The following is a 17,349-nucleotide window of genomic DNA, read 5'->3' on the forward strand; positions in this document are numbered from 1 at the left end:
CGGCAAGGCTCCGCGATCACCCGCAAGGGTGCTCGGGGAGAACCAGCTCGGCTAAGGAGAATCAATGATTCAGCAGGAAACGCGGCTTCATGTCGCCGACAACACGGGTGCCAAGGAGATCTTGGCCATCCGAGTGCTCGGCGGATCGAAGCGACGCTATGCCGGCATCGGCGACGTGATCGTCGCCACCGTCAAGGACGCCATTCCTGGCGGGTCGGTCAAGAAGGGCGACGTGGTGAAGGCCGTTGTCGTCCGCACCGTCAAGGAACACCGCCGTGCGGATGGTTCCTACATCAAGTTCGACGAGAACGCCGCTGTGCTCCTCGGCTCTGGCCAGGAACCCAAGGGCACTCGTATCTTCGGACCGGTCGGTCGTGAGCTGCGCGACAAGCGCTTCATGAAGATCGTGTCCCTCGCTCCGGAGGTGATCTGAATGGTAGCCAAGATCAAGAGCGGCGACCAGGTCAAGGTCATCCGCGGCAAGGATCGCGGCAAGGAAGGCAAGGTCTTGCGTGTGCTGCCCAACGATCGACTGATCGTTGAGGGTGTGCAGATCGTCAAGAAGCATGTCCGCGCCACCCAGCAGGGCCAGCAGTCTGGCATTGTTCCGGTCGAGGCCCCGATCCATCGCTCCAACGTGATGCTGATCGACCCGGAGACCAAGCAGCCGACCCGCGTTGGCGTGGTCGTTAAGCAGGAGGCTCGTGACGGCAAGGTGAAGACCGTGCGCGTGCGTGTCGCCAAGAAGTCCGGAAAGGAGCTGGCATGACCGATACCACAGTCGAAGCGCCGGCAACTCCGCGCTTGAAGCAGAAGTACTTCGACCAGATCGTGCCTGAGCTCGAGAAGGAATTCAAGTATTCCAACCCGATGCAGGTCGCTCGTCTGCAGAAGGTCGTCGTCTCCATGGGTGTCGGTGCCGCTGCCCGCGACTCCAAGCTCATCGAAGGTGCTGTGAAGGACCTGACGGCCATCACCGGTCAGAAGCCGAAGATCACCCACGCGAAGAAGTCCGTCGCGCAGTTCCATCTGCGTGAGGGGCAGGCCATCGGTGCGTATGTTACGCTCCGCGGCGACCGCATGTGGGAGTTCCTCGACCGCCTTCTGACGCTGGCTCTGCCGCGTATCCGCGATTTCCGCGGAATCGATGGCAACCAGTTCGACGGTCAGGGCAACTACAACTTCGGTCTCACTGAGCAGTCCATGTTCCACGAGATCGATCCTGATTCCATTGACCACGTCCGTGGTATGGACATCACCGTGGTGACGAACACCAAGGACGACAAGGAAGCCCGCGTGCTGCTCAAGCACCTCGGTTTCCCCTTCAAGGAGAACTGAAATGGCAAAAACCGCTCTGAAGAACAAGGCGGCCGCCAAGCCGAAGTTCAAGGTGCGCGCCTACACGCGTTGCCAGGTTTGTGGTCGTCCCCACTCCGTGTACCGCAAGTTCGGCCTGTGCCGCATCTGCCTTCGCGAGAAGGCTCACCGTGGCGAGCTGCCCGGAGTTACGAAGTCCAGTTGGTAAACATCGACGCTGAAGGTCCGCGGCCCGATCGGGTGCATGGCACCCGTGAGGGCGGCGGAAACCACGGCGAGAAAGGGCGTTAGCCCACATGACAATGACAGATCCGATCGCAGACATGCTCACGCGTCTGCGTAATGCGAGCGCGGCAAAGCACCAGACCGTGGATATGCCGTACTCCAAGTTCAAGGCGAACATCGCCGAGATCCTCAAGCGTGAAGGCTACATCGCTGATTTCACGGCGAAGGAAGCCAAGGTCGGCCAGACCCTCGAAATCACGCTGAAGTATGGTCCTCACGGCGAACGTTCCATCCAGGGCATCAAGCGTATTTCGAAGCCGGGCATGCGTCGCTATGCGAAGTCCGACTCCTTGCCGATGCCGCTCGGCGGCCTCGGTGTCGCCATCATCTCGACGAGCTCGGGATTGCTGACCCAGAAGGAATGCCTCGACCGGGGCATCGGCGGCGAAATCGTCGCTTACGTTTGGTGAGAAAGGAGAGCTGAAACATGGCATCGCATATTGGTAAGCTCCCCGTCACCATCCCGGATGGCGTGGAAGTCAAGATTGAAGGTCAGACCTTCTCCACCAAGGGCCCGAAGGGCTCTGATTCCTTCGTGATTCCGGAAGGCATCACCGGCAAGGTCGAAGGCAACGAAATCATCCTGACCCCGGCCGACGATCTGCGTCCGACCCGTGCCAAGCACGGTCTGGCCCGTTCGATCATCGCGTCCATGGTCAAGGGCGTTCACGAGGGCTACACCAAGACCCTCGACATCGTCGGCACTGGTTACCGCGCGCAGCCCAAGGGCAAGAGCATCGAGTTCTCCCTCGGCTACTCGCACACCATCACCGTCGATCCTCCTGAAGGCATCGAGTTCGAACTGCCGAACGCCAACCAGGTGATCGTCAAGGGCTCCGACAAGCAGGCCGTTGGCCAGGCTGCCGCGAACATCCGCAAGCTTCGTGCTCCGGAACCCTACAAGGGCAAGGGCATCAAGTACAGCGACGAGCACATCCTGCGCAAGGCTGGAAAGGCTGGTAAGTGATATGAGCGTCAAGATTTTCGGCAAGGGCAAGAAGTTCTCCCGTCTTCGTCGTCACGCCCGCCTGCGCAAGCGCATTTCCGGTACCCCGGAGCGTCCGCGCCTGGTGGTCACCCGTTCCAACCGTCACATGGTCGCCCAGATTGTGGACGATACCAAGGGCATCACCTTGGCAAGCGCTTCCACTATGTCCCACGATTTCGATGGGTTCGAAGGCAACAAGACCGAAGCGGCCAAGAAGGTCGGTGAACTTGTCGCTCAGCGCGCCAAGGACGCCGGTATCACCAAGGTCGTGTTCGACCGCGGTGGCTACAAGTACCATGGTCGCGTCGCAGCTGTTGCTGATGGCGCCCGCGAGGGAGGTCTGGCACTGTGAGCGATAACGAGAAGGAAACCCAAGTGGCTGAAGAAACTCAGAACACTCAGGCTGCTGCAGAGAACAACGACGAGCGCAAGTCCCGTCGTGGCCAGCGCGGTGAAGGCCGTCGCGGTGAGCGTCGCAACCGTCGTGAAGAGAATCACGGCGACGAGCTGCTCGATCGCGTGGTCACCATCAACCGCGTGTCCAAGACCCACAAGGGTGGTCGTACCTTCAGCTTCGCCGCCCTCGTGGTTGTCGGTGACGGCAAGGGCACTGTGGGTGTCGGCTATGGCAAGTCCCGTGAGGTCCCGGCGGCTATCGCCAAGGGCCAGCTGGACGCCAAGAAGCACATGTTCACCGTTCCGCGCGTCAAGGGCACCATCACCCACCCGGTGATTGGTCACGACGCAGCTGGCACCGTGATGCTTCGCCCGGCCGCCCCTGGTACCGGCGTTATCGCCGGTGGTGCTGTCCGCGCCGTCATGGAGTGCGCTGGCATCTCCGACATCCTCACCAAGTCCATGGGCTCTGCAACCGCGGTGAACGTGGTTCGTGCAACCGTGGCTGCTCTCAAGCAGCTCGAAGAGCCGGAAGAGATCGCGGCGCGCCGTGGTCTCTCGCTCGAAGAGGTTGCTCCGGATGCTCTGCTGCGCGCTCGCGCCGAGGGCATCGCTGAGGCCCGCAAGGCCCGTGAGGAAGCCCAGGCCAAGGCAGCCGCTGAAACGAAGGATGGTGAGTGATGGCAAACCTCAAGATCACCCTGATCCACGGTGTGGTGAACACCACCCCACGCCAGCGTGCTACGGTGCAGACCCTGGGTCTGCACAAGATCGGCCAGAGCGTCGTCCGTGAGGACACCGCCGCCAACCGTGGCCTGGTCAACGCTGTGCGCCACCTGGTCACCGTCGAGGAGGCTGACTGATTATGGCAAACGAAGAAGCAGACATCCTGCAAATGCATGATCTGCACCCGGCTCCGGGAGCCAAGAAGGACCGTATCCGCGTTGGTCGCGGTGAAGGTTCCAAGGGCAAGACCTCGGGCCGTGGCGCCAAGGGCACTAAGAAGCGCTATCAGGTTCGTCCTGGCTTCGAAGGCGGACAGCTGCCGCTGTACATGCGTCTTCCGAAGCTGCGTGGCTTCAAGAGCCCGTTCAAGCAGGTCTACCAGGTCGTCAACATCGCTACGCTGAACGAGCTGTTCCCTGAGGGCGGCGAAGTCACCGTGGCCGATCTGGTCAAGAAGCGCGCTGTGCGTGCTGGCAACCCGGTTAAGATCCTTGGCGATGGAGACACCAAGCTGGCGTTCACCATCAAGGGCGTGAAGGCTTCGGCCTCCGCCAAGGCCAAGATTGAGGCCGCAGGCGGCTCCATCTCCGAGAACTGAACTCGGTGATGCTTGCCTGCTAGACAAGTTGATGTGACCCTCTCCTGTACTAGGAGAGGGTCACATCGTATTCAGTACTGTACCCGCGGTTTCCGCCACGCTGCCGGCGTTGCCTCGCGTGCATCGACGCGCGTCAGGTAGACGGCATGGGGTAGACTGTGGAACTTAGAGTGTGACATTGCACGTTCGCGTGGTTTCCTCGCGCAAGACATAAGGGAAGGAACCCCAGGTGAGGACGTTAATCCAGGCCTTCAAGACCAAGGAATTGAGGAACAAGATCCTCTTTGTACTTGGCATGATCATCATTTACCGTATCGGCTCATTCATCCCGACACCGGGTGTCGACGTCAAAGTCGTCCAGCAGTGCGTCGGCAAGATGAGCACGGTATCCGAGAACTTCATCGGTCTGGTCAACCTCTTCTCCGGCGGCGCCATGCTGCAGCTGTCGATCTTCGCACTGGGCGTCATGCCGTACATCACGGCATCCATCGTCATCCAGTTGCTGCGTGTGGTCATTCCTCGTTTCGAAATGCTGCACAAGGAAGGCCAGTCCGGCGAAGCGAAGCTCACCCAGTACACCCGTTATCTGACCATCGGCCTGGCGGTGCTCCAATCCACCACCATCCTGGTCACTGCGCGTTCCGGCGCATTGTTCAACTACCAGTGCTCGCAGGTCATCCCGAACGATTCGGTATGGAATCTGGTCGTTATGGTCCTCATCATGACTGGCGGCACCGGCTTTATCATGTGGATGGCCGAGCTTATCACCGATAAGGGCATCGGCCAGGGCATGTCGATTCTTATCTTCATGTCAATCTGCTCCGGCTTCCTGCCGCAGCTGTGGGAAATCGGCTGGGGCACCAATGGCAAGGACGGCAACTGGACCAAGTTCGGCATCGTCGTCGGCGTTCTGCTCGTCATCATGATTTTCGTCGTGTATGTCGAACTTGCTCAGCGCCGTATTCCGGTGCAGTATACGCGCCGCATGATCGGCCGTAAGATGTACGGCGGTTCGTCCACCTACCTGCCGCTCAAGATCAATATGAGCGGCGTTATCCCGCCGATTTTCGCGTCCTCGATCCTGTCCATCCCGACACTGATCGCACAGTTCGGCAACAGCGACCAGAGCTGGGTCAAGTGGATCAACACCAACCTTGCCAGCACCACCACCGTGTGGTACATCGTGCTGTATGCCATCCAGATTGTGTTCTTCACCTTCTTCTACACGTCCATCACCTTCGATCCGGACGAAGTTGCCGACAATATGAAGGATTACGGCGGGTTCATCCCGGGTATCCGTGCCGGTAGCGCGACCAGCCGTTATCTTGGCTATGTGATGAACCGTCTTGATACGGTGGGCGCCATCTACCTGCTGTTTGTGGCACTCATCCCGACTGTTCTCATCATGTCCATGCACCTGAACAACCGTCTGCCCTTCGGCGGCACGACGATCCTGATTATCGCAGGCGTCGGCCTAGACACTCTGCGTCAGGCGAAGGCTCAGACCGAGCAGTTCCAGTACACCGGATTCCTGTTCGAGAACACCGAGCACGTCGAAGGCAAGTAATCACAACCACAACCGGGTACGGTCCTTGAGACCGTACCCGAACTGTTATCCGCGGCTGCACAAAGTGAGCACAGATAACAGTTTCACCATCACCGTGTATGACATGCAAATTGTGCGTGGCTTCATCTGGGCCTTAGGCTCCGGACTCGAGGTCGCGGATCATTGGCTTATCAAGCCAACAACCACAGGAAAGGAACACCATGCGTCTGCTGATCATGGGACCGCAGGGCGTCGGCAAGGGAACCCAGGCCGCTCTGCTGAGTAAGCATTACAACATCCCGGCGATTTCCACCGGAGATATCTTCCGCTACAACCTGAAGAACCACACTGAGCTCGGCAAGCAGGCACAGGCGTATATCGACAAGGGCGAACTTGTGCCGGACGAGCTGACGAACTCGATCGTCAAGGATCGTCTTGCCAAAGACGACACCCGCAACGGTTGGATTCTTGACGGGTATCCGCGTAACGCCGCCCAGGTCGAGGCGCTCGACAAGATGCTTGACGAGCTGGGAACTCCGTTGGATTATGCTGTCGCGCTCGACGCGGCGCAGGATGTGCTGCTGGAACGCATGAAAAAGCGTGCAGCCGAGGAAGGTCGTTCCGACGACACCCCGGAAGCGATTGCGAAGCGTCTTGAGACCTATGCGAAGGAGACCGCACCACTGCTCGACATCTACCGCAACCGCGGCAAGCTCGTCAGTGTCAATGGCGTCGGCGAAATCGAAGCCATCAACAAGGAGATCATCGCCAAGCTCGGCTGACGATCAAAGGCGGTCCGTTACCCGACGAACCGCGTGACCATCGAAGCTGGTGGTGCAACACGCCGTGTGTTGCACAACCAGCTTTTCGTGTATTATTGCAATTTGGTGTGTCTTCGGATACCCATAGTAATTCGTCTGAGGAACGGAACGAGGCTCATGGCAAAAGACGGTGTGATTGAAGTCGAAGGCAAGGTGGTGGAAGCACTGCCGAACGCGATGTTTCGCGTGGAACTTGAGAACAAGCACATCGTGCTGGCAACGATTTCCGGAAAGATGCGCAAGAACTACATCCGTATTCTTCCGCAGGACCGGGTTGTGCTGGAGATGAGCCCCTACGATCTGAACCGTGGGCGTATTACGTACCGTTACAAGTAAGGTACAAGCAAAGGAAAACCATGAAGGTCAGCCCTAGTGTGAAGAGGATCTGCGAAAACTGCCGCGTGATCCGTCGTCACGGCCGCGTCATGGTGATCTGCACGAACCCGCGCCACAAGCAGCGTCAGGGCTGAGCAGATTTCCAGCGGCATATGAACAGACACTGAATCACAGCGCAAGCTGAACCCCGGGTACGCAGGCCCGGGCCGGGAAACCGGGCGATTCGGTGTGAGACCTGCGCAAAACAAAAGGAATCGCAATGGCACGTCTTGCCGGAGTCGACATCCCAAATGAGAAGCGTATCGAGATTGCGCTCACCTACATCTTTGGTGTGGGCCGCACTCGTGCGAAGGAAACGCTTGCCGCGACCGGAATCAATCCGGATACCCGCGTCAAGGATCTTACGGATGAGCAGCTCATCACGCTGCGCGACTATCTTGAAGCCAACTACAAGATCGAAGGCGATCTGCGTCGTGAAATCGATGCGGACATCCGTCGTAAGATCCAGATCAACTGCTACCAAGGCCAGCGTCACCGTAGGGGACTTCCTGTGCGCGGTCAGCGCACCAAGACCAACGCCCGCACCCGCAAGGGCCCGAAGCGTACGGTCGCCGGAAAGAAGAAGGCCACCAAGTAAGGTGGCGTGCCCCGGGCCACGAGACGGACTAGCTCATCGCCCGGGCATTCAAGTTCGTTACTAGGAAACGAGGGTCAATGGCAGCCAACAAGCAAGCTGCGCGCAAGCCGCGTCGCCGGGACCGCAAGTCGGTGCCGGTCGGGCAGGCGCACATCAAGTCCACTTTCAATAACACCATCATCTCGATTACGGACCCGTCCGGAGCGGTTGTCTCCTGGGCGTCCGGTGGCGATGTCGGTTTCAAGGGCTCCCGCAAGTCCACGCCGTACGCCGCTGGCATGGCCGCCGAATCTGCTGCCCGCAAGGCGATGGAACACGGCGTCAAGAAGGTCGACGTATTCGTGAAGGGCCCGGGTTCCGGTCGTGAAACCGCCATCCGTTCCCTGCAGTCCGCCGGACTCGAGGTCGGTTCCATCACCGACGTCACCCCACAAGCGCATAACGGCGTTCGTCCTCCGAAGCGTCGTCGCGTCTGAGCACTTTTACAATCCACCCATCCAACCCGCTTATGGCCGGTGAGTGCACCACCGATCAGAAGCTGAAAGGATAACCACAGTGCTTATCGCACAGCGTCCGACACTTACCGAGGAATCTCTCAATCCACAGCGCTCACGTTTCGTGATCGAGCCGCTCGAGCCTGGCTTCGGCTATACGCTCGGCAACTCCCTGCGCCGCACGCTGCTCAGCTCCATCCCTGGAGCGGCAGTCACTTCGGTCCGCATCTCCGGCGCCCTGCATGAGTTCACTACTCTGCCTGGCGTGGTCGAGGATGTCACCGAGATCCTGCTTAACATCAAGGGCATCGTGCTGACCAGCGAATACGACGAGCCAGTGGTCATGTATCTGCGCAAAAGCGGTAAGGGCGAGGCTACGGCGGGAGATATCACGCCGCCTGCCGGCGTCACCATCGCTAATCCGGATCTGCACATCGCCACGCTCGAAGACGATGGCGAACTCGAGATCGAGTTCACCGTTGAACGCGGCCGCGGTTATGTGCCTGCTCAGATGAACAAGCAGGATAACGACGAAATCGGCCGAATTCCGGTCGATTCGATCTACTCCCCGGTTCTCAAGGTGAGCTACAAGGTCGAGGCCACTCGCGTGGAACAGCGCACCGACTTCGACAAGCTCATTCTGGACGTGGAGACCAAGCCCGCCATTTCGCCGCGTGATGCGGTGGCTTCGGCCGGCTCGACCCTGGTTGAGCTTTTCGGCTTGTGCCGTGAGCTCAATGCTCAGGCCGAGGGCGTCGAGGTTGGTCCGGCACCGGTTGCCGAAGAGACCAACCCTGAGATGTCCATCCCGATTGAGGATCTCAATCTCACGCAGCGCAGCTACAACTGCCTCAAGCGCGAGGGGATCCACACCATCGGCGAGCTGGTGTCCCACACCGAGCAGGATCTGCTCGATATCCGCAATTTCGGTATGAAGTCCATCGACGAAGTCAAGGAGAAGCTGCAAGGTTTCGGCCTGTCGCTCAAGCCTTCGCCACTCGGCGGATTTGATACCAACAACCTCGAAGGTGGCACGTTCTTCTCGCCGGAAGATGAGTGAACCGCCCCTTTGACCAACCGTTCCTGATCGGATGTTCGGGCATCTGCCCACCTGAGCGGGAACAATAAGGAGTAAACATGCCAAAACCGAAGAAAGGCCCGCGTCTGGCGTCGAGCCCGGCACATGAGCGCCTGATGCTCGCGAACATGGCGACCAGCCTGTTCCGCAACGGCAGCATCAAGACCACCCTGCCGAAGGCAAAGCGTCTGCGTCCGCTGGCCGAGCGCCTGATCACCTTCGCCAAGCGTGGTGATCTGCACTCCCGCCGTCGCGTGATGCGCGTCATTCGTGACAAGTCCATTGTCCACAAGCTCTTCACTGAGATTGCCGAGCAGATGGAACAGCGCGAGGGTGGCTACACTCGCATCGTCAAGATTGCTCCGCGTCGTGGTGATTCCGCTCCGCAGGCCATCATCGAGCTCGTCACCGAGCCGGTTGCCAAGAAGGCCGTCGTGAAGGAAGCTGAAGCCGCTGCCAAGACCGCCGCGAAGGAAGACAGCGAGGCTGTTGCTGCTGCCGCCGATGCCGCGATCGCTGATGGCGCTGCTGATGATGCCGTTGAGCAGGCTGTGGCCGCCAACGAGTCCGGCAACGACGTCGCCGCTGCTGACGCCGCCGCTGTTGACCTCGATAAGACCGCGGATGCCGCGGATGCCGAGGCTGCTGAGCAGGTTGAGGAAGCTGACGTGGCTGATGACGCCGAGAAGGCTGCCGACGAGAAGTGAGTGAACAGTCACCTTCCGTGATTGTTGCACAACACTGATGACGGGGTCGGATCCATACGGGTCCGGCCCCCGTTGCCGTATATGATCGCATACCGGAGGCATTGTCACGAGACGTATCCCGCATGTGTCCGTTTACTGTCGCATGCCACTTGATTAACGGCACACATTTATGCCAAGGTCGTATACTTGTGCCGATGAGATTGAGAATTGACCTTTCCTACGATGGCGGCGGATACCATGGCTGGGCGCGACAGCCAGAGCTGCGCACAGTACAAGGCGAACTGGAACACGCGTTGGCGACCATCCTTCGACTTGCCGACGAGCGGGAGATTCGTGTCACTGTCGCCGGCCGAACCGATACCGGCGTGCACGCATTGGGGCAGGTGTGCCACGTCGATATATCGCCCGAGGTTCTCGACTCATGCATCGGCCATATGCAGGCGAATGGTGTCGAGGCGTTGGAGCGTCGCCTCAAGCATGTGTTGCCCGATGATATCGTTATCCGCTCCATCAGCCGCGCGCCTGACGGTTTTGACGCGCGATTCTCCGCGCTGGAGCGAACTTACGTCTATCGGATTTGTGATGCAGGTCGGCCGGTGGACCCCAGGATGCGTGGATTTGTGACGGCTATCCCGGATCGACTTGATTTAGGCCTAATGAACGAGGCAGCCCGGATGACCGTAGGCCTGCACGATTTCGGCTCGTTCGCGACACCCAATCCCGGGGGTACGACCATCAGGGAGGTCAAGCGCGCCCACTGGGACAGAATCCCGGATGCACCGCTGGTGTCGGGGGATTCCGATTCGGCAGGGTATCGGGTGTCTGTTCTCGAGTCAGGGCTGGTCTGTTTCACGATCGTCGCCGATGCCTTCGCCCACAATATGGTGCGTTCGTTGGTTAATGCTTGCGTGCAGGTAGGCAGAGGTAGGAAAAGCTTGGACTGGTTCGCGCACAAAATGGCCGAGCCGGTTCGTGAGGGTTCGACCGGGCCTATCGATGCGCGCGGATTGACGCTGGAGCACGTGTCCTACCCTCCGGATGACGAACTGGCTGCGCGTGCCGAGGCAATCAGGGCGAAGCGCACCTTGGAATAGCTGTTCGGTTGCACGTTAGTCGCGCATGCTTGAGTCGGCATGTGAGAACAGCTTGGTGGGGGATATTCTCGCATCATCGCGACACGCGGGACGGATGCGCGTGAAATTGTCCTATAATAATCAGGTTGCATGTTTTCTGCGGTCATCGCAGTGACGAGCGACTTGGATGAGTGTCCGAGCGGTCGAAGGAGCACGCCTCGAAAGCGTGTGAGGGCGAAACCCTCCGCGAGTTCGAATCTCGCCTCATCCGCAGTACCCCGTGGGTTCCACCCGCGGGGTTTCTTGTTATCAAGTCGAAAACCGCGCGGTTCCAACGGTTTCACGGCGTGTCGCCCCACCAGGCAGGGTTGCGTCGAGGGGCATACAGATATATGTCATGGCGCATATTGGGAGACGCATTAGGGGCATGGTGGGCGCGTGCCGCAACGCCGGTGAGGATGATAGGCAATAACTTTGGTCCCTATATGCGTGGCGAGATGTATGGGAGACTGGAACATCGTTCCGGTCTGCGTGCGCATCCTGTATGCCGCGGCATGCGAAGCTGAACAATATCGTCGGAAAGCAGCAGCACCGGGCTGTGCCCTGCGATCTGCACATTCCCGGACATACGCAACTCGCCATGTTGCTCACGGATTGGGCACGGCGTTTTCCGTCTGCCATGCGGCGTATGCCGGGGCATACGTAAACCGACATTACGGCCCTGGGCGGGCCTGAAAGCTTTTCGACCGACGCGGACGCGCTTCTCCCGCACACGGGAGTCGGGGGCCACAGTCCAGTCTGAGCGATCTGTGGATATGCGAATCTCAATATCTCGCGTTTTCGTGTGGATTTCGAGAGATATTGAGAAGAAAGTCTGAATATCTCTCGGCGATGGCAGTTTTGGGGAGATATTGAGCATTCAGCACGATGTTGCCATATAGGCAGGATTATCAGAAGCTTGAAATTTCAACGATTCTAACTTATCGTGCCTTCGTCGCGTCATCTGGCGGTCCTGAAAAGGTCGCGGATTTCGCATTATCGGAGAGATATTCAGAGATTATTGGAAAATCTCTCTCGCACAGGATTTTCGGCGAGATTTTCGGACTTTCTGATACACAGGCATCCAGAGATGAAGAGGACCGATGGGCCGGACATATTTATCTGACCACCCATAGTTCGTCGAGTCGTGGGTATCACGGGATCGCGAACTATGCCAGGTGTGGCGTCATTGCTTGCTGCTGTTTGCGAAAACCGCAAAATCGGCGCTCGGGTAGCCTTGCGCGAACGCCTCGTAGCAATGCCCCGTAATCAGACGCACCAACACGAGCATCTGATTGGTGCGGGTGCTGGCTGCTGTAGCCCCGGTGTTCGAGACGGTGTTGTCGGGGGATGCGAGGGCGGCCAACTCCTCCAACGCGCAGTCGATTTCGATGATGGACACCGTGGACGCCTGCAATCCTGTTGATTGGTCGGTCGCAGTGCTCGGATTGGCGAGCAGATTGGTTATGTCGTATTCTTTCTGCCGCAAATCGCCGGTATTGCCCGCGATAGACATCAACTGCGACCCGGCGGCATGATGGTTGTCGCTTGCGGTGAGAGTCGCGCCGGCCACCCCTTTGGCGGCGAGCACTTGCAATGCGGAGCCTGCGCGGTCTTCGGCAAGCGCGAGTTTGCGAAGAATTGCTTTGCTTAACGGCAGCGCTGTCAGCCCATCGAGACGCTGTCTGCGCAGGGCGTTGCCGTCGTGGGCGCTCGCCGTGTAGGTCTGTGAGATGCTTTGCGCGAGATTGTTGGCCAGCCATTGGGCTTGCGCGCTGCGGATGACCCCTTCTGTGATGCGTTGCGGACATGCTGCCGCGACGGTCTGCCAGTCTTGCGCCGACTGCGATGACGCCAAGTATCTGACGATGATCGGACCGTGCTGTGCGCGGGAGTCGTTGTCGGTGGCGGAGCGGTAGGAGCGCTCGCAGTCGGTTTCCTGATATTCCGATTCGGCTCGTCCTGCGATTCTGGGGGATGAGCATGCAGTCGTGGCAGTCATCACCGCGATTGCGGCAACGCATATGGCGGCGTATCTGAAGATAGTGCGCGCACGGCGAAGGAGAGGACTGCGTGTCTGCATAATCATCTAAAGTAGTACGTAACTGTGACCAATTGGGCAAAGCGCTCGGTAATAACTTCACATAGGAGGTCTTGCAGGATGGAACTGGACCTGGCAGGTATTCACCAGCTGGCAGCTGGTCAGGGAATTGACGCCGAGACGCTGGATGATGCACTTTCCGAGGCATTGCGACTGGCTTATCTCAAAACACCGCACGCGGCGAAGCATGCCCGCGTCGAGCTTGACGAGCGTGCAGGCACGTTCACGATCTGGGCTCAGGACGAGATTCCGGTCGAGCCGACCGAGGATGACCCTCATCCGGCGCCGAAGTTGGGGGAGGAGTATGACGACACCCCGCATGATTTCGGTCGTCTCGCTGCCGCGACGGCGCGTCAGGTCATCAGCCAGCTGTTCCGCAAGGCTGAGGATGACCGTGTGCTTGGCGCCTTCGCAGGGCAGAAGGGCAAGCTGATCACCGGTATCGTCCAGCAGGACGCTAAGGATCCGAGCAATGTACATATCGCCGTTGGCGATGTCGAAGCGCTGCTTCCTCGTCGCGAGCAGGTGCCGGGCGAACGGTATCGTCATGGCGAACGTCTGCGCGTGTATGTGGTCAATGTGTCTCGTGGCCTGCGGGGGCCGGAGATTGTCGTCTCCCGTTCCCATCCGGAGCTGGTGCGTCGCCTGTTTGAACGCGAGGTGCCGGAGCTGGTGTCCGGCGCGGTGTCCATCATGGCGATCGCGCGCGAGGCCGGTGCCCGCACCAAGATCGCGGTCAAGGCGAACACTGACGGGGTCAATCCGAAGGGCGCATTGATCGGCCCTGCGGGATCCAGAGTGCGTGCTGTCATGGAGAATCTCGGCAACGAGAAGATCGATATCGTCGATTGGTCCGCAGATCCGGCGAAGTTTGTGGCGTCGGCGCTGTCACCTGCGGTTGCGACGGATGTGCAGGTCATCAGTGAGAAGAACAAGACCGCCATCGCGTTCATCCATGACGACCAGCTGTCGCTCGCCATCGGCAAGGAAGGGCAGAACGCCCGTCTCGCCGCGAAGCTGACCGGTTGGAAGATCGGCATCGAGTCTGCCGAGCAGCATAAGGCGAAGCTCGCCGCCGAACGGGCAGCTGAGGCAGGCGCGTCACAATCGGCTGAAAACAAGTAGACACGGCTCGCGCCGCAATCCACAGTCTCCGGTATGCTGGATTGCGGCAATCCGGGCCCGGCAGTCCATACTTCCGGGCCGTGACACGGAGACGAGGTAACAGATCATGGTCGCACGATGAGACAAGGTAAGCTCGCCATCATCGAAGTGTGACTGCGCATATGCGCGCAGTCACGGAATAGGAGAAAACTGAGTGGCAAAACAGCGCGTATATGAACTGGCCAAGGAGCTTGGCGTTGACAGCAAAACCGTCCTTGAGAAGCTCAAGGACATGGGGGAGTTCGTCAAGTCCGCGTCTTCTACCGTGGAGGCGCCGGTCGTTCGTCGTCTGAAGGCATCCTTCCCGAAGCAGGATGCATCCAATAAGCCAAACGATAAGAAGCAAGGTGCAAAGGCTGCACCGCGTCCGCAACACTCCGAGCATCATCAGGAGCAGTCGCAGGCATCAAGCGAGAGCAATGCCGCGAAGCCGGGGCCGGCACATCTGCATGTGCCGAAGCCGGGTGCACCGCATCCGGGGCCTCATGCCGGCCAGCGTTCCCAGCAGGGTGGTCGTCCTGACCGTCCCCAGCGCCGTGACGACCGTCGTGACAACCGCGAGGGACGCAATTCCCGTAACGGTGAGCAAGGCCGTCCGGGTCACAATCCGCGTCGTAATGGTCCTCGTCCAGGGGCCAGTGGTCCGCACGCGTCGCGCGGAGCCCAAGGCGCCGCGTCGCAACAGCGTTCCGGTACGCCGCATGCCACGACTCCGGGGCCGCGTCCGGGCAACAATCCGTTCAGCCGCAAGCAGGGCATGCACGTGCCCACTCCGGGTGACATCCCGCGTCCGCACCCCATGGCGCGCCCGACTGTCGAAGGTGGTCGTGGCGGCCGTGGTCGTGGCGGCCGCAATGGTTTCGCCAACGGCCGCGGTGCTCGTCCGGGGCAGTGGGGCCAGCATCGTCCTGGCCAAGGTGCCGGCGCAAACCGCGGTGGAAGCGGCAATCATTTCGGCGGCGGCTTCCAGAACAGTGGCGGCAATGCTGGTCCGTCCCGTGGCGGCGGCCGTGGTCGTGGCGGTGCCGCAGGTGCATTCGGTCGTCAGGGCGGCAAGTCCTCGAAAGCACGCAAGAACCGTCTCGCGAAGCGTCATGAATATCAGGAGATGAAGGCCCCGGTCATCGCCGGTGTGCGCATCCCCGCAGGCAACGGCCAGACTGTGCGTCTGCGTCAGGGCGCGTCCCTTGCGGATCTTGCTGAGAAAATCAACGTCAATCCGGCGGCGCTCGTCACCGTCCTGTTCCATCTCGGCGAGATGGCCACGGCGACCCAGTCCCTTGACGAAGCGACCTTCCAGATCCTCGGCGAGGAAATCGGCTGGAACATCAAGATCGTTTCCGCTGAAGAGGAAGACAAGGAGCTGCTGCAGCAGTTCGACATCGACCTTGATGAGGAAGAGCTGCAGGACGACAAGAACCTCAAGCCGCGTCCGCCTGTGGTCACGGTCATGGGCCATGTCGATCACGGTAAGACCCGCTTGCTGGACACCATCCGCAAGACCAACGTGGTCGCTCGTGAGGCCGGCGGCATTACCCAGCGCATCGGCGCATACCAGGTGACGGTCAAGCTTGACGGCGAATCGCGCAAGATCACCTTCCTCGATACCCCTGGCCACGAAGCCTTCACCGCTATGCGTGCCCGTGGCGCCGAACTCACCGATATCGCGATCCTCGTGGTCGCGGCGGATGATGGCGTCATGCCCCAGACCGTTGAAGCCATCAACCATGCGCAGGCGGCGCATGTCCCGATTGTGGTCGCGGTCAACAAGATCGATAAGCCAGGCGCCAACCCGGAACGTGTGCGCGGCCAGCTCACCGAATTCGGCCTCGTGCCAGAGGAGTACGGCGGCAACACCATGTTCGTCGACATCTCCGCCAAGCAAGGCACGAACGTCGACAAGCTGCTCGAAGCGGTGTTGCTCACCGCCGACGCGGAGCTTGATCTGCGCGCCAACCCGGATATGGACGCTCGAGGCGCCACCGTCGAAGCCCGACTGGACAAGGGCCGTGGTGCAGTGGCGACCGTGCTCGTGCAGTCCGGCACCCTCCATGTGGGTGACGCTATCGTGGCCGGTACCTCGTACGGCCGCGTGCGTGCGATGCTCGACGAGAACGGCAATCATATGAAGGCCGCAGCCCCGTCCACGCCTGTCCAGGTGCTCGGCCTGACTTCCGTGCCGACCGCAGGCGACCTGTTCCTGGTCGCCCCTGACGACCGTGCGGCACGCCAGATCGCCGAGAAGCGTCAGGCCACCGAACGCGCGGCCCAGCTGGCCAAGCGCCGCAAGGTGGTTTCGCTCGAAAGCCTCAAGGAGCAGTTCGCCAAGTCCGAAGTGGATATGCTCAATATCGTCATCAAGGGCGATTCCTCCGGCTCTGTCGAGGCCCTCGAGGATTCGCTCATGAAGATCGATGTGTCCGAGGAAGTCGGCATCCAGGTCATCCACCGCGGTGTCGGTGCCATCACGCAGAACGATGTCAACCTGGCGAGCGTCGACAAGGCCGTCATCATCGGCTTCAACGTGCGCCCGAACCGTCAGGTCGCCGATCTGGCGGAACGCGAAGGCGTGGAGATCAAGTACTACTCGATCATCTACAAGGCCATCGAGGATGTCGAAGCCTCCTTGAAGGGCATGCTCAAGCCCGAATACGAAGAGGTCGTCACCTCGCACTCCGAGATCCGCGAAATCTTCCGCTCCTCCAAGTTCGGCAACATCGCCGGCGTCATGGTCCAGGACGGCGAGGTCAAGCGTGGTACGAAGTGCCGCATCCTGCGCAACGGGGTCGCCACGGTCAACGACCTGGAGATTTCCTCGCTGCGTCGTTTCAAGGACGACGTCCAGTCGGTCAAGGAAGGCTACGAGGCCGGTATCAACCTCGGCACCTTCAACGACATCGAGATCGGCGACATCATCGAGACCTTCGAGATGCGCGAAATCGAACGCAAGTAGCCGTTTTGGACGGCCCGGGCCGCCCACAACGGTTCGGAACACCAGGAACAGGCCAGTGCACTCCATCGGCGCACTGGCCTGTTGCGCAAC

At 60.0% G+C, this 17,349-nt stretch carries 22 protein-coding genes and 1 tRNA gene; 22 read left to right on the forward strand and 1 reads right to left on the reverse strand.

Annotation, left to right across the window (positions count from 1 at the left end; translation table 11 throughout):
- The first annotated feature begins 64 nt into the window (after window positions 1-64).
- The 20 genes from rplN to ACTQYB_RS07420 all read left to right on the forward strand — a co-directional run bounded on the left by rplN (window position 65) and on the right by ACTQYB_RS07420 (window position 11,273).
- Entirely contained in the window at window positions 65-433 is a 369-nt protein-coding gene (gene rplN / locus ACTQYB_RS07325; protein ID WP_015450962.1) for a 50S ribosomal protein L14, read from the forward strand.
- A complete protein-coding gene (rplX, locus tag ACTQYB_RS07330) occupies window positions 434-769 on the forward strand; it encodes a 50S ribosomal protein L24 (RefSeq protein ID WP_015450961.1) in 336 nt (111 codons plus the stop codon).
- The gene (gene rplE / locus ACTQYB_RS07335) at window positions 766-1,338 is read left to right on the forward strand and encodes a 50S ribosomal protein L5 (protein WP_015450960.1); all 573 of its coding nucleotides are present in this window, start codon (window positions 766-768) and stop codon (window positions 1,336-1,338) included. The genes rplX and rplE overlap by 4 nt, the downstream gene beginning before the upstream one ends.
- 1 nt (window position 1,339) lies before the next feature.
- A complete protein-coding gene (locus ACTQYB_RS07340) occupies window positions 1,340-1,525 on the forward strand; it encodes a type Z 30S ribosomal protein S14 (RefSeq protein WP_003808046.1) in 186 nt (61 codons plus the stop codon).
- A gap of 88 nt (window positions 1,526-1,613) precedes the next feature.
- Window positions 1,614-2,012, forward strand: coding sequence for a 30S ribosomal protein S8 (gene rpsH / locus ACTQYB_RS07345; protein WP_015450959.1), 399 nt, complete (start codon window positions 1,614-1,616; stop codon window positions 2,010-2,012).
- A 17-nt stretch (window positions 2,013-2,029) separates the two neighbouring features.
- Entirely contained in the window at window positions 2,030-2,569 is a 540-nt protein-coding gene (gene rplF, locus ACTQYB_RS07350) for a 50S ribosomal protein L6 (protein ID WP_441482306.1), read from the forward strand.
- 1 nt (window position 2,570) lies between these two features.
- Complete coding sequence (rplR, locus tag ACTQYB_RS07355) at window positions 2,571-2,942, forward strand: 50S ribosomal protein L18 (protein WP_015450957.1); 372 nt, start codon at window positions 2,571-2,573, stop codon at window positions 2,940-2,942.
- Window positions 2,939-3,667, forward strand: coding sequence for a 30S ribosomal protein S5 (gene rpsE / locus ACTQYB_RS07360; RefSeq protein WP_015450956.1), 729 nt, complete (start codon window positions 2,939-2,941; stop codon window positions 3,665-3,667). The genes rplR and rpsE overlap by 4 nt, the downstream gene beginning before the upstream one ends.
- Window positions 3,667-3,849: a 50S ribosomal protein L30 gene (gene rpmD / locus ACTQYB_RS07365; RefSeq protein ID WP_015450955.1), complete on the forward strand. Its 183-nt coding sequence runs from the start codon at window positions 3,667-3,669 to the stop codon at window positions 3,847-3,849. The genes rpsE and rpmD overlap by 1 nt, the downstream gene beginning before the upstream one ends.
- Before the next feature lie 2 nt (window positions 3,850-3,851).
- Window positions 3,852-4,310 (forward strand): 50S ribosomal protein L15, encoded by a 459-nt coding sequence (rplO, locus tag ACTQYB_RS07370; RefSeq protein ID WP_015450954.1) that lies wholly within the window; start codon window positions 3,852-3,854, stop codon window positions 4,308-4,310.
- 229 nt (window positions 4,311-4,539) lie between these two features.
- Entirely contained in the window at window positions 4,540-5,877 is a 1,338-nt protein-coding gene (gene secY, locus ACTQYB_RS07375; protein ID WP_015450953.1) for a preprotein translocase subunit SecY, read from the forward strand.
- Between the two features lie 200 nt (window positions 5,878-6,077).
- On the forward strand, window positions 6,078-6,638 hold the full coding sequence (locus ACTQYB_RS07380) for an adenylate kinase (protein ID WP_033505964.1): 561 nt from the start codon (window positions 6,078-6,080) through the stop codon (window positions 6,636-6,638).
- Between the two features lie 156 nt (window positions 6,639-6,794).
- On the forward strand, window positions 6,795-7,013 hold the full coding sequence (gene infA / locus ACTQYB_RS07385) for a translation initiation factor IF-1 (protein WP_015450951.1): 219 nt from the start codon (window positions 6,795-6,797) through the stop codon (window positions 7,011-7,013).
- 20 nt (window positions 7,014-7,033) lie between these two features.
- The gene (gene rpmJ / locus ACTQYB_RS07390) at window positions 7,034-7,147 is read left to right on the forward strand and encodes a 50S ribosomal protein L36 (RefSeq protein ID WP_003814578.1); all 114 of its coding nucleotides are present in this window, start codon (window positions 7,034-7,036) and stop codon (window positions 7,145-7,147) included.
- A gap of 125 nt (window positions 7,148-7,272) precedes the next feature.
- Window positions 7,273-7,650, forward strand: a complete 378-nt coding sequence (gene rpsM, locus ACTQYB_RS07395) for a 30S ribosomal protein S13 (protein ID WP_015450950.1) — start codon at window positions 7,273-7,275, stop codon at window positions 7,648-7,650.
- 77 nt (window positions 7,651-7,727) lie between these two features.
- Complete coding sequence (gene rpsK, locus ACTQYB_RS07400; RefSeq protein ID WP_015450949.1) at window positions 7,728-8,126, forward strand: 30S ribosomal protein S11; 399 nt, start codon at window positions 7,728-7,730, stop codon at window positions 8,124-8,126.
- Window positions 8,127-8,205: 79 nt separating this feature from the next.
- The gene (locus ACTQYB_RS07405; RefSeq protein WP_015450948.1) at window positions 8,206-9,204 is read left to right on the forward strand and encodes a DNA-directed RNA polymerase subunit alpha; all 999 of its coding nucleotides are present in this window, start codon (window positions 8,206-8,208) and stop codon (window positions 9,202-9,204) included.
- Window positions 9,205-9,281: 77 nt separating this feature from the next.
- The gene (gene rplQ / locus ACTQYB_RS07410) at window positions 9,282-9,929 is read left to right on the forward strand and encodes a 50S ribosomal protein L17 (protein ID WP_321046543.1); all 648 of its coding nucleotides are present in this window, start codon (window positions 9,282-9,284) and stop codon (window positions 9,927-9,929) included.
- A gap of 194 nt (window positions 9,930-10,123) precedes the next feature.
- Entirely contained in the window at window positions 10,124-11,023 is a 900-nt protein-coding gene (gene truA, locus ACTQYB_RS07415; RefSeq protein WP_033505960.1) for a tRNA pseudouridine(38-40) synthase TruA, read from the forward strand.
- 164 nt (window positions 11,024-11,187) lie between these two features.
- A tRNA-Ser gene (locus ACTQYB_RS07420) sits at window positions 11,188-11,273 on the forward strand.
- Between the two features lie 954 nt (window positions 11,274-12,227).
- On the opposite strand, the gene ACTQYB_RS07425 is transcribed toward ACTQYB_RS07420, so the two are convergent.
- Window positions 12,228-13,043 (reverse strand): hypothetical protein, encoded by an 816-nt coding sequence (locus ACTQYB_RS07425; protein WP_441482307.1) that lies wholly within the window; start codon window positions 13,041-13,043, stop codon window positions 12,228-12,230.
- 159 nt (window positions 13,044-13,202) lie between these two features.
- Between ACTQYB_RS07425 and nusA the strand changes: the two genes are divergently transcribed.
- Together nusA and infB are read left to right on the forward strand one after the other, a co-directional pair.
- Window positions 13,203-14,267, forward strand: a complete 1,065-nt coding sequence (gene nusA, locus ACTQYB_RS07430; protein WP_321046540.1) for a transcription termination factor NusA — start codon at window positions 13,203-13,205, stop codon at window positions 14,265-14,267.
- A gap of 193 nt (window positions 14,268-14,460) precedes the next feature.
- The gene (gene infB, locus ACTQYB_RS07435; RefSeq protein WP_412170450.1) at window positions 14,461-17,259 is read left to right on the forward strand and encodes a translation initiation factor IF-2; all 2,799 of its coding nucleotides are present in this window, start codon (window positions 14,461-14,463) and stop codon (window positions 17,257-17,259) included.
- Window positions 17,260-17,349: the final 90 nt, after the last annotated feature.

Source organism: Bifidobacterium sp. LCP19S3_E9 (assembly GCF_052121135.1).
Classification (GTDB): Bacteria; Actinomycetota; Actinomycetes; order Actinomycetales; family Bifidobacteriaceae; genus Bifidobacterium; species Bifidobacterium thermacidophilum.

Excerpts from the sequence above, each read along its gene's own strand:
- infA (WP_015450951.1), top strand. The coding sequence starts at position 6,795 with ATGGCAAAAGACGGTGTGATTGAAGTCGAAGGCAAGGTGGTGGAAGCA.
- nusA (WP_321046540.1), top strand. The coding sequence starts at position 13,203 with ATGGAACTGGACCTGGCAGGTATTCACCAGCTGGCAGCTGGTCAGGGA.
- ACTQYB_RS07380 (WP_033505964.1), top strand. The coding sequence starts at position 6,078 with ATGCGTCTGCTGATCATGGGACCGCAGGGCGTCGGCAAGGGAACCCAG.
- rplN (WP_015450962.1), top strand. The coding sequence starts at position 65 with ATGATTCAGCAGGAAACGCGGCTTCATGTCGCCGACAACACGGGTGCC.
- rplQ (WP_321046543.1), top strand. The coding sequence starts at position 9,282 with ATGCCAAAACCGAAGAAAGGCCCGCGTCTGGCGTCGAGCCCGGCACAT.
- truA (WP_033505960.1), top strand. The coding sequence starts at position 10,124 with ATGAGATTGAGAATTGACCTTTCCTACGATGGCGGCGGATACCATGGC.
- rplE (WP_015450960.1), top strand. The coding sequence starts at position 766 with ATGACCGATACCACAGTCGAAGCGCCGGCAACTCCGCGCTTGAAGCAG.
- rpsK (WP_015450949.1), top strand. The coding sequence starts at position 7,728 with ATGGCAGCCAACAAGCAAGCTGCGCGCAAGCCGCGTCGCCGGGACCGC.
- rplR (WP_015450957.1), top strand. The coding sequence starts at position 2,571 with ATGAGCGTCAAGATTTTCGGCAAGGGCAAGAAGTTCTCCCGTCTTCGT.
- ACTQYB_RS07425 (WP_441482307.1), bottom strand. The coding sequence starts at position 13,043 with ATGACTGCCACGACTGCATGCTCATCCCCCAGAATCGCAGGACGAGCC.
- rplF (WP_441482306.1), top strand. The coding sequence starts at position 2,030 with ATGGCATCGCATATTGGTAAGCTCCCCGTCACCATCCCGGATGGCGTG.
- rpsH (WP_015450959.1), top strand. The coding sequence starts at position 1,614 with ATGACAATGACAGATCCGATCGCAGACATGCTCACGCGTCTGCGTAAT.
- rplO (WP_015450954.1), top strand. The coding sequence starts at position 3,852 with ATGGCAAACGAAGAAGCAGACATCCTGCAAATGCATGATCTGCACCCG.
- rplX (WP_015450961.1), top strand. The coding sequence starts at position 434 with ATGGTAGCCAAGATCAAGAGCGGCGACCAGGTCAAGGTCATCCGCGGC.
- rpmD (WP_015450955.1), top strand. The coding sequence starts at position 3,667 with ATGGCAAACCTCAAGATCACCCTGATCCACGGTGTGGTGAACACCACC.
- rpmJ (WP_003814578.1), top strand. The coding sequence starts at position 7,034 with ATGAAGGTCAGCCCTAGTGTGAAGAGGATCTGCGAAAACTGCCGCGTG.
- ACTQYB_RS07340 (WP_003808046.1), top strand. The coding sequence starts at position 1,340 with ATGGCAAAAACCGCTCTGAAGAACAAGGCGGCCGCCAAGCCGAAGTTC.
- rpsM (WP_015450950.1), top strand. The coding sequence starts at position 7,273 with ATGGCACGTCTTGCCGGAGTCGACATCCCAAATGAGAAGCGTATCGAG.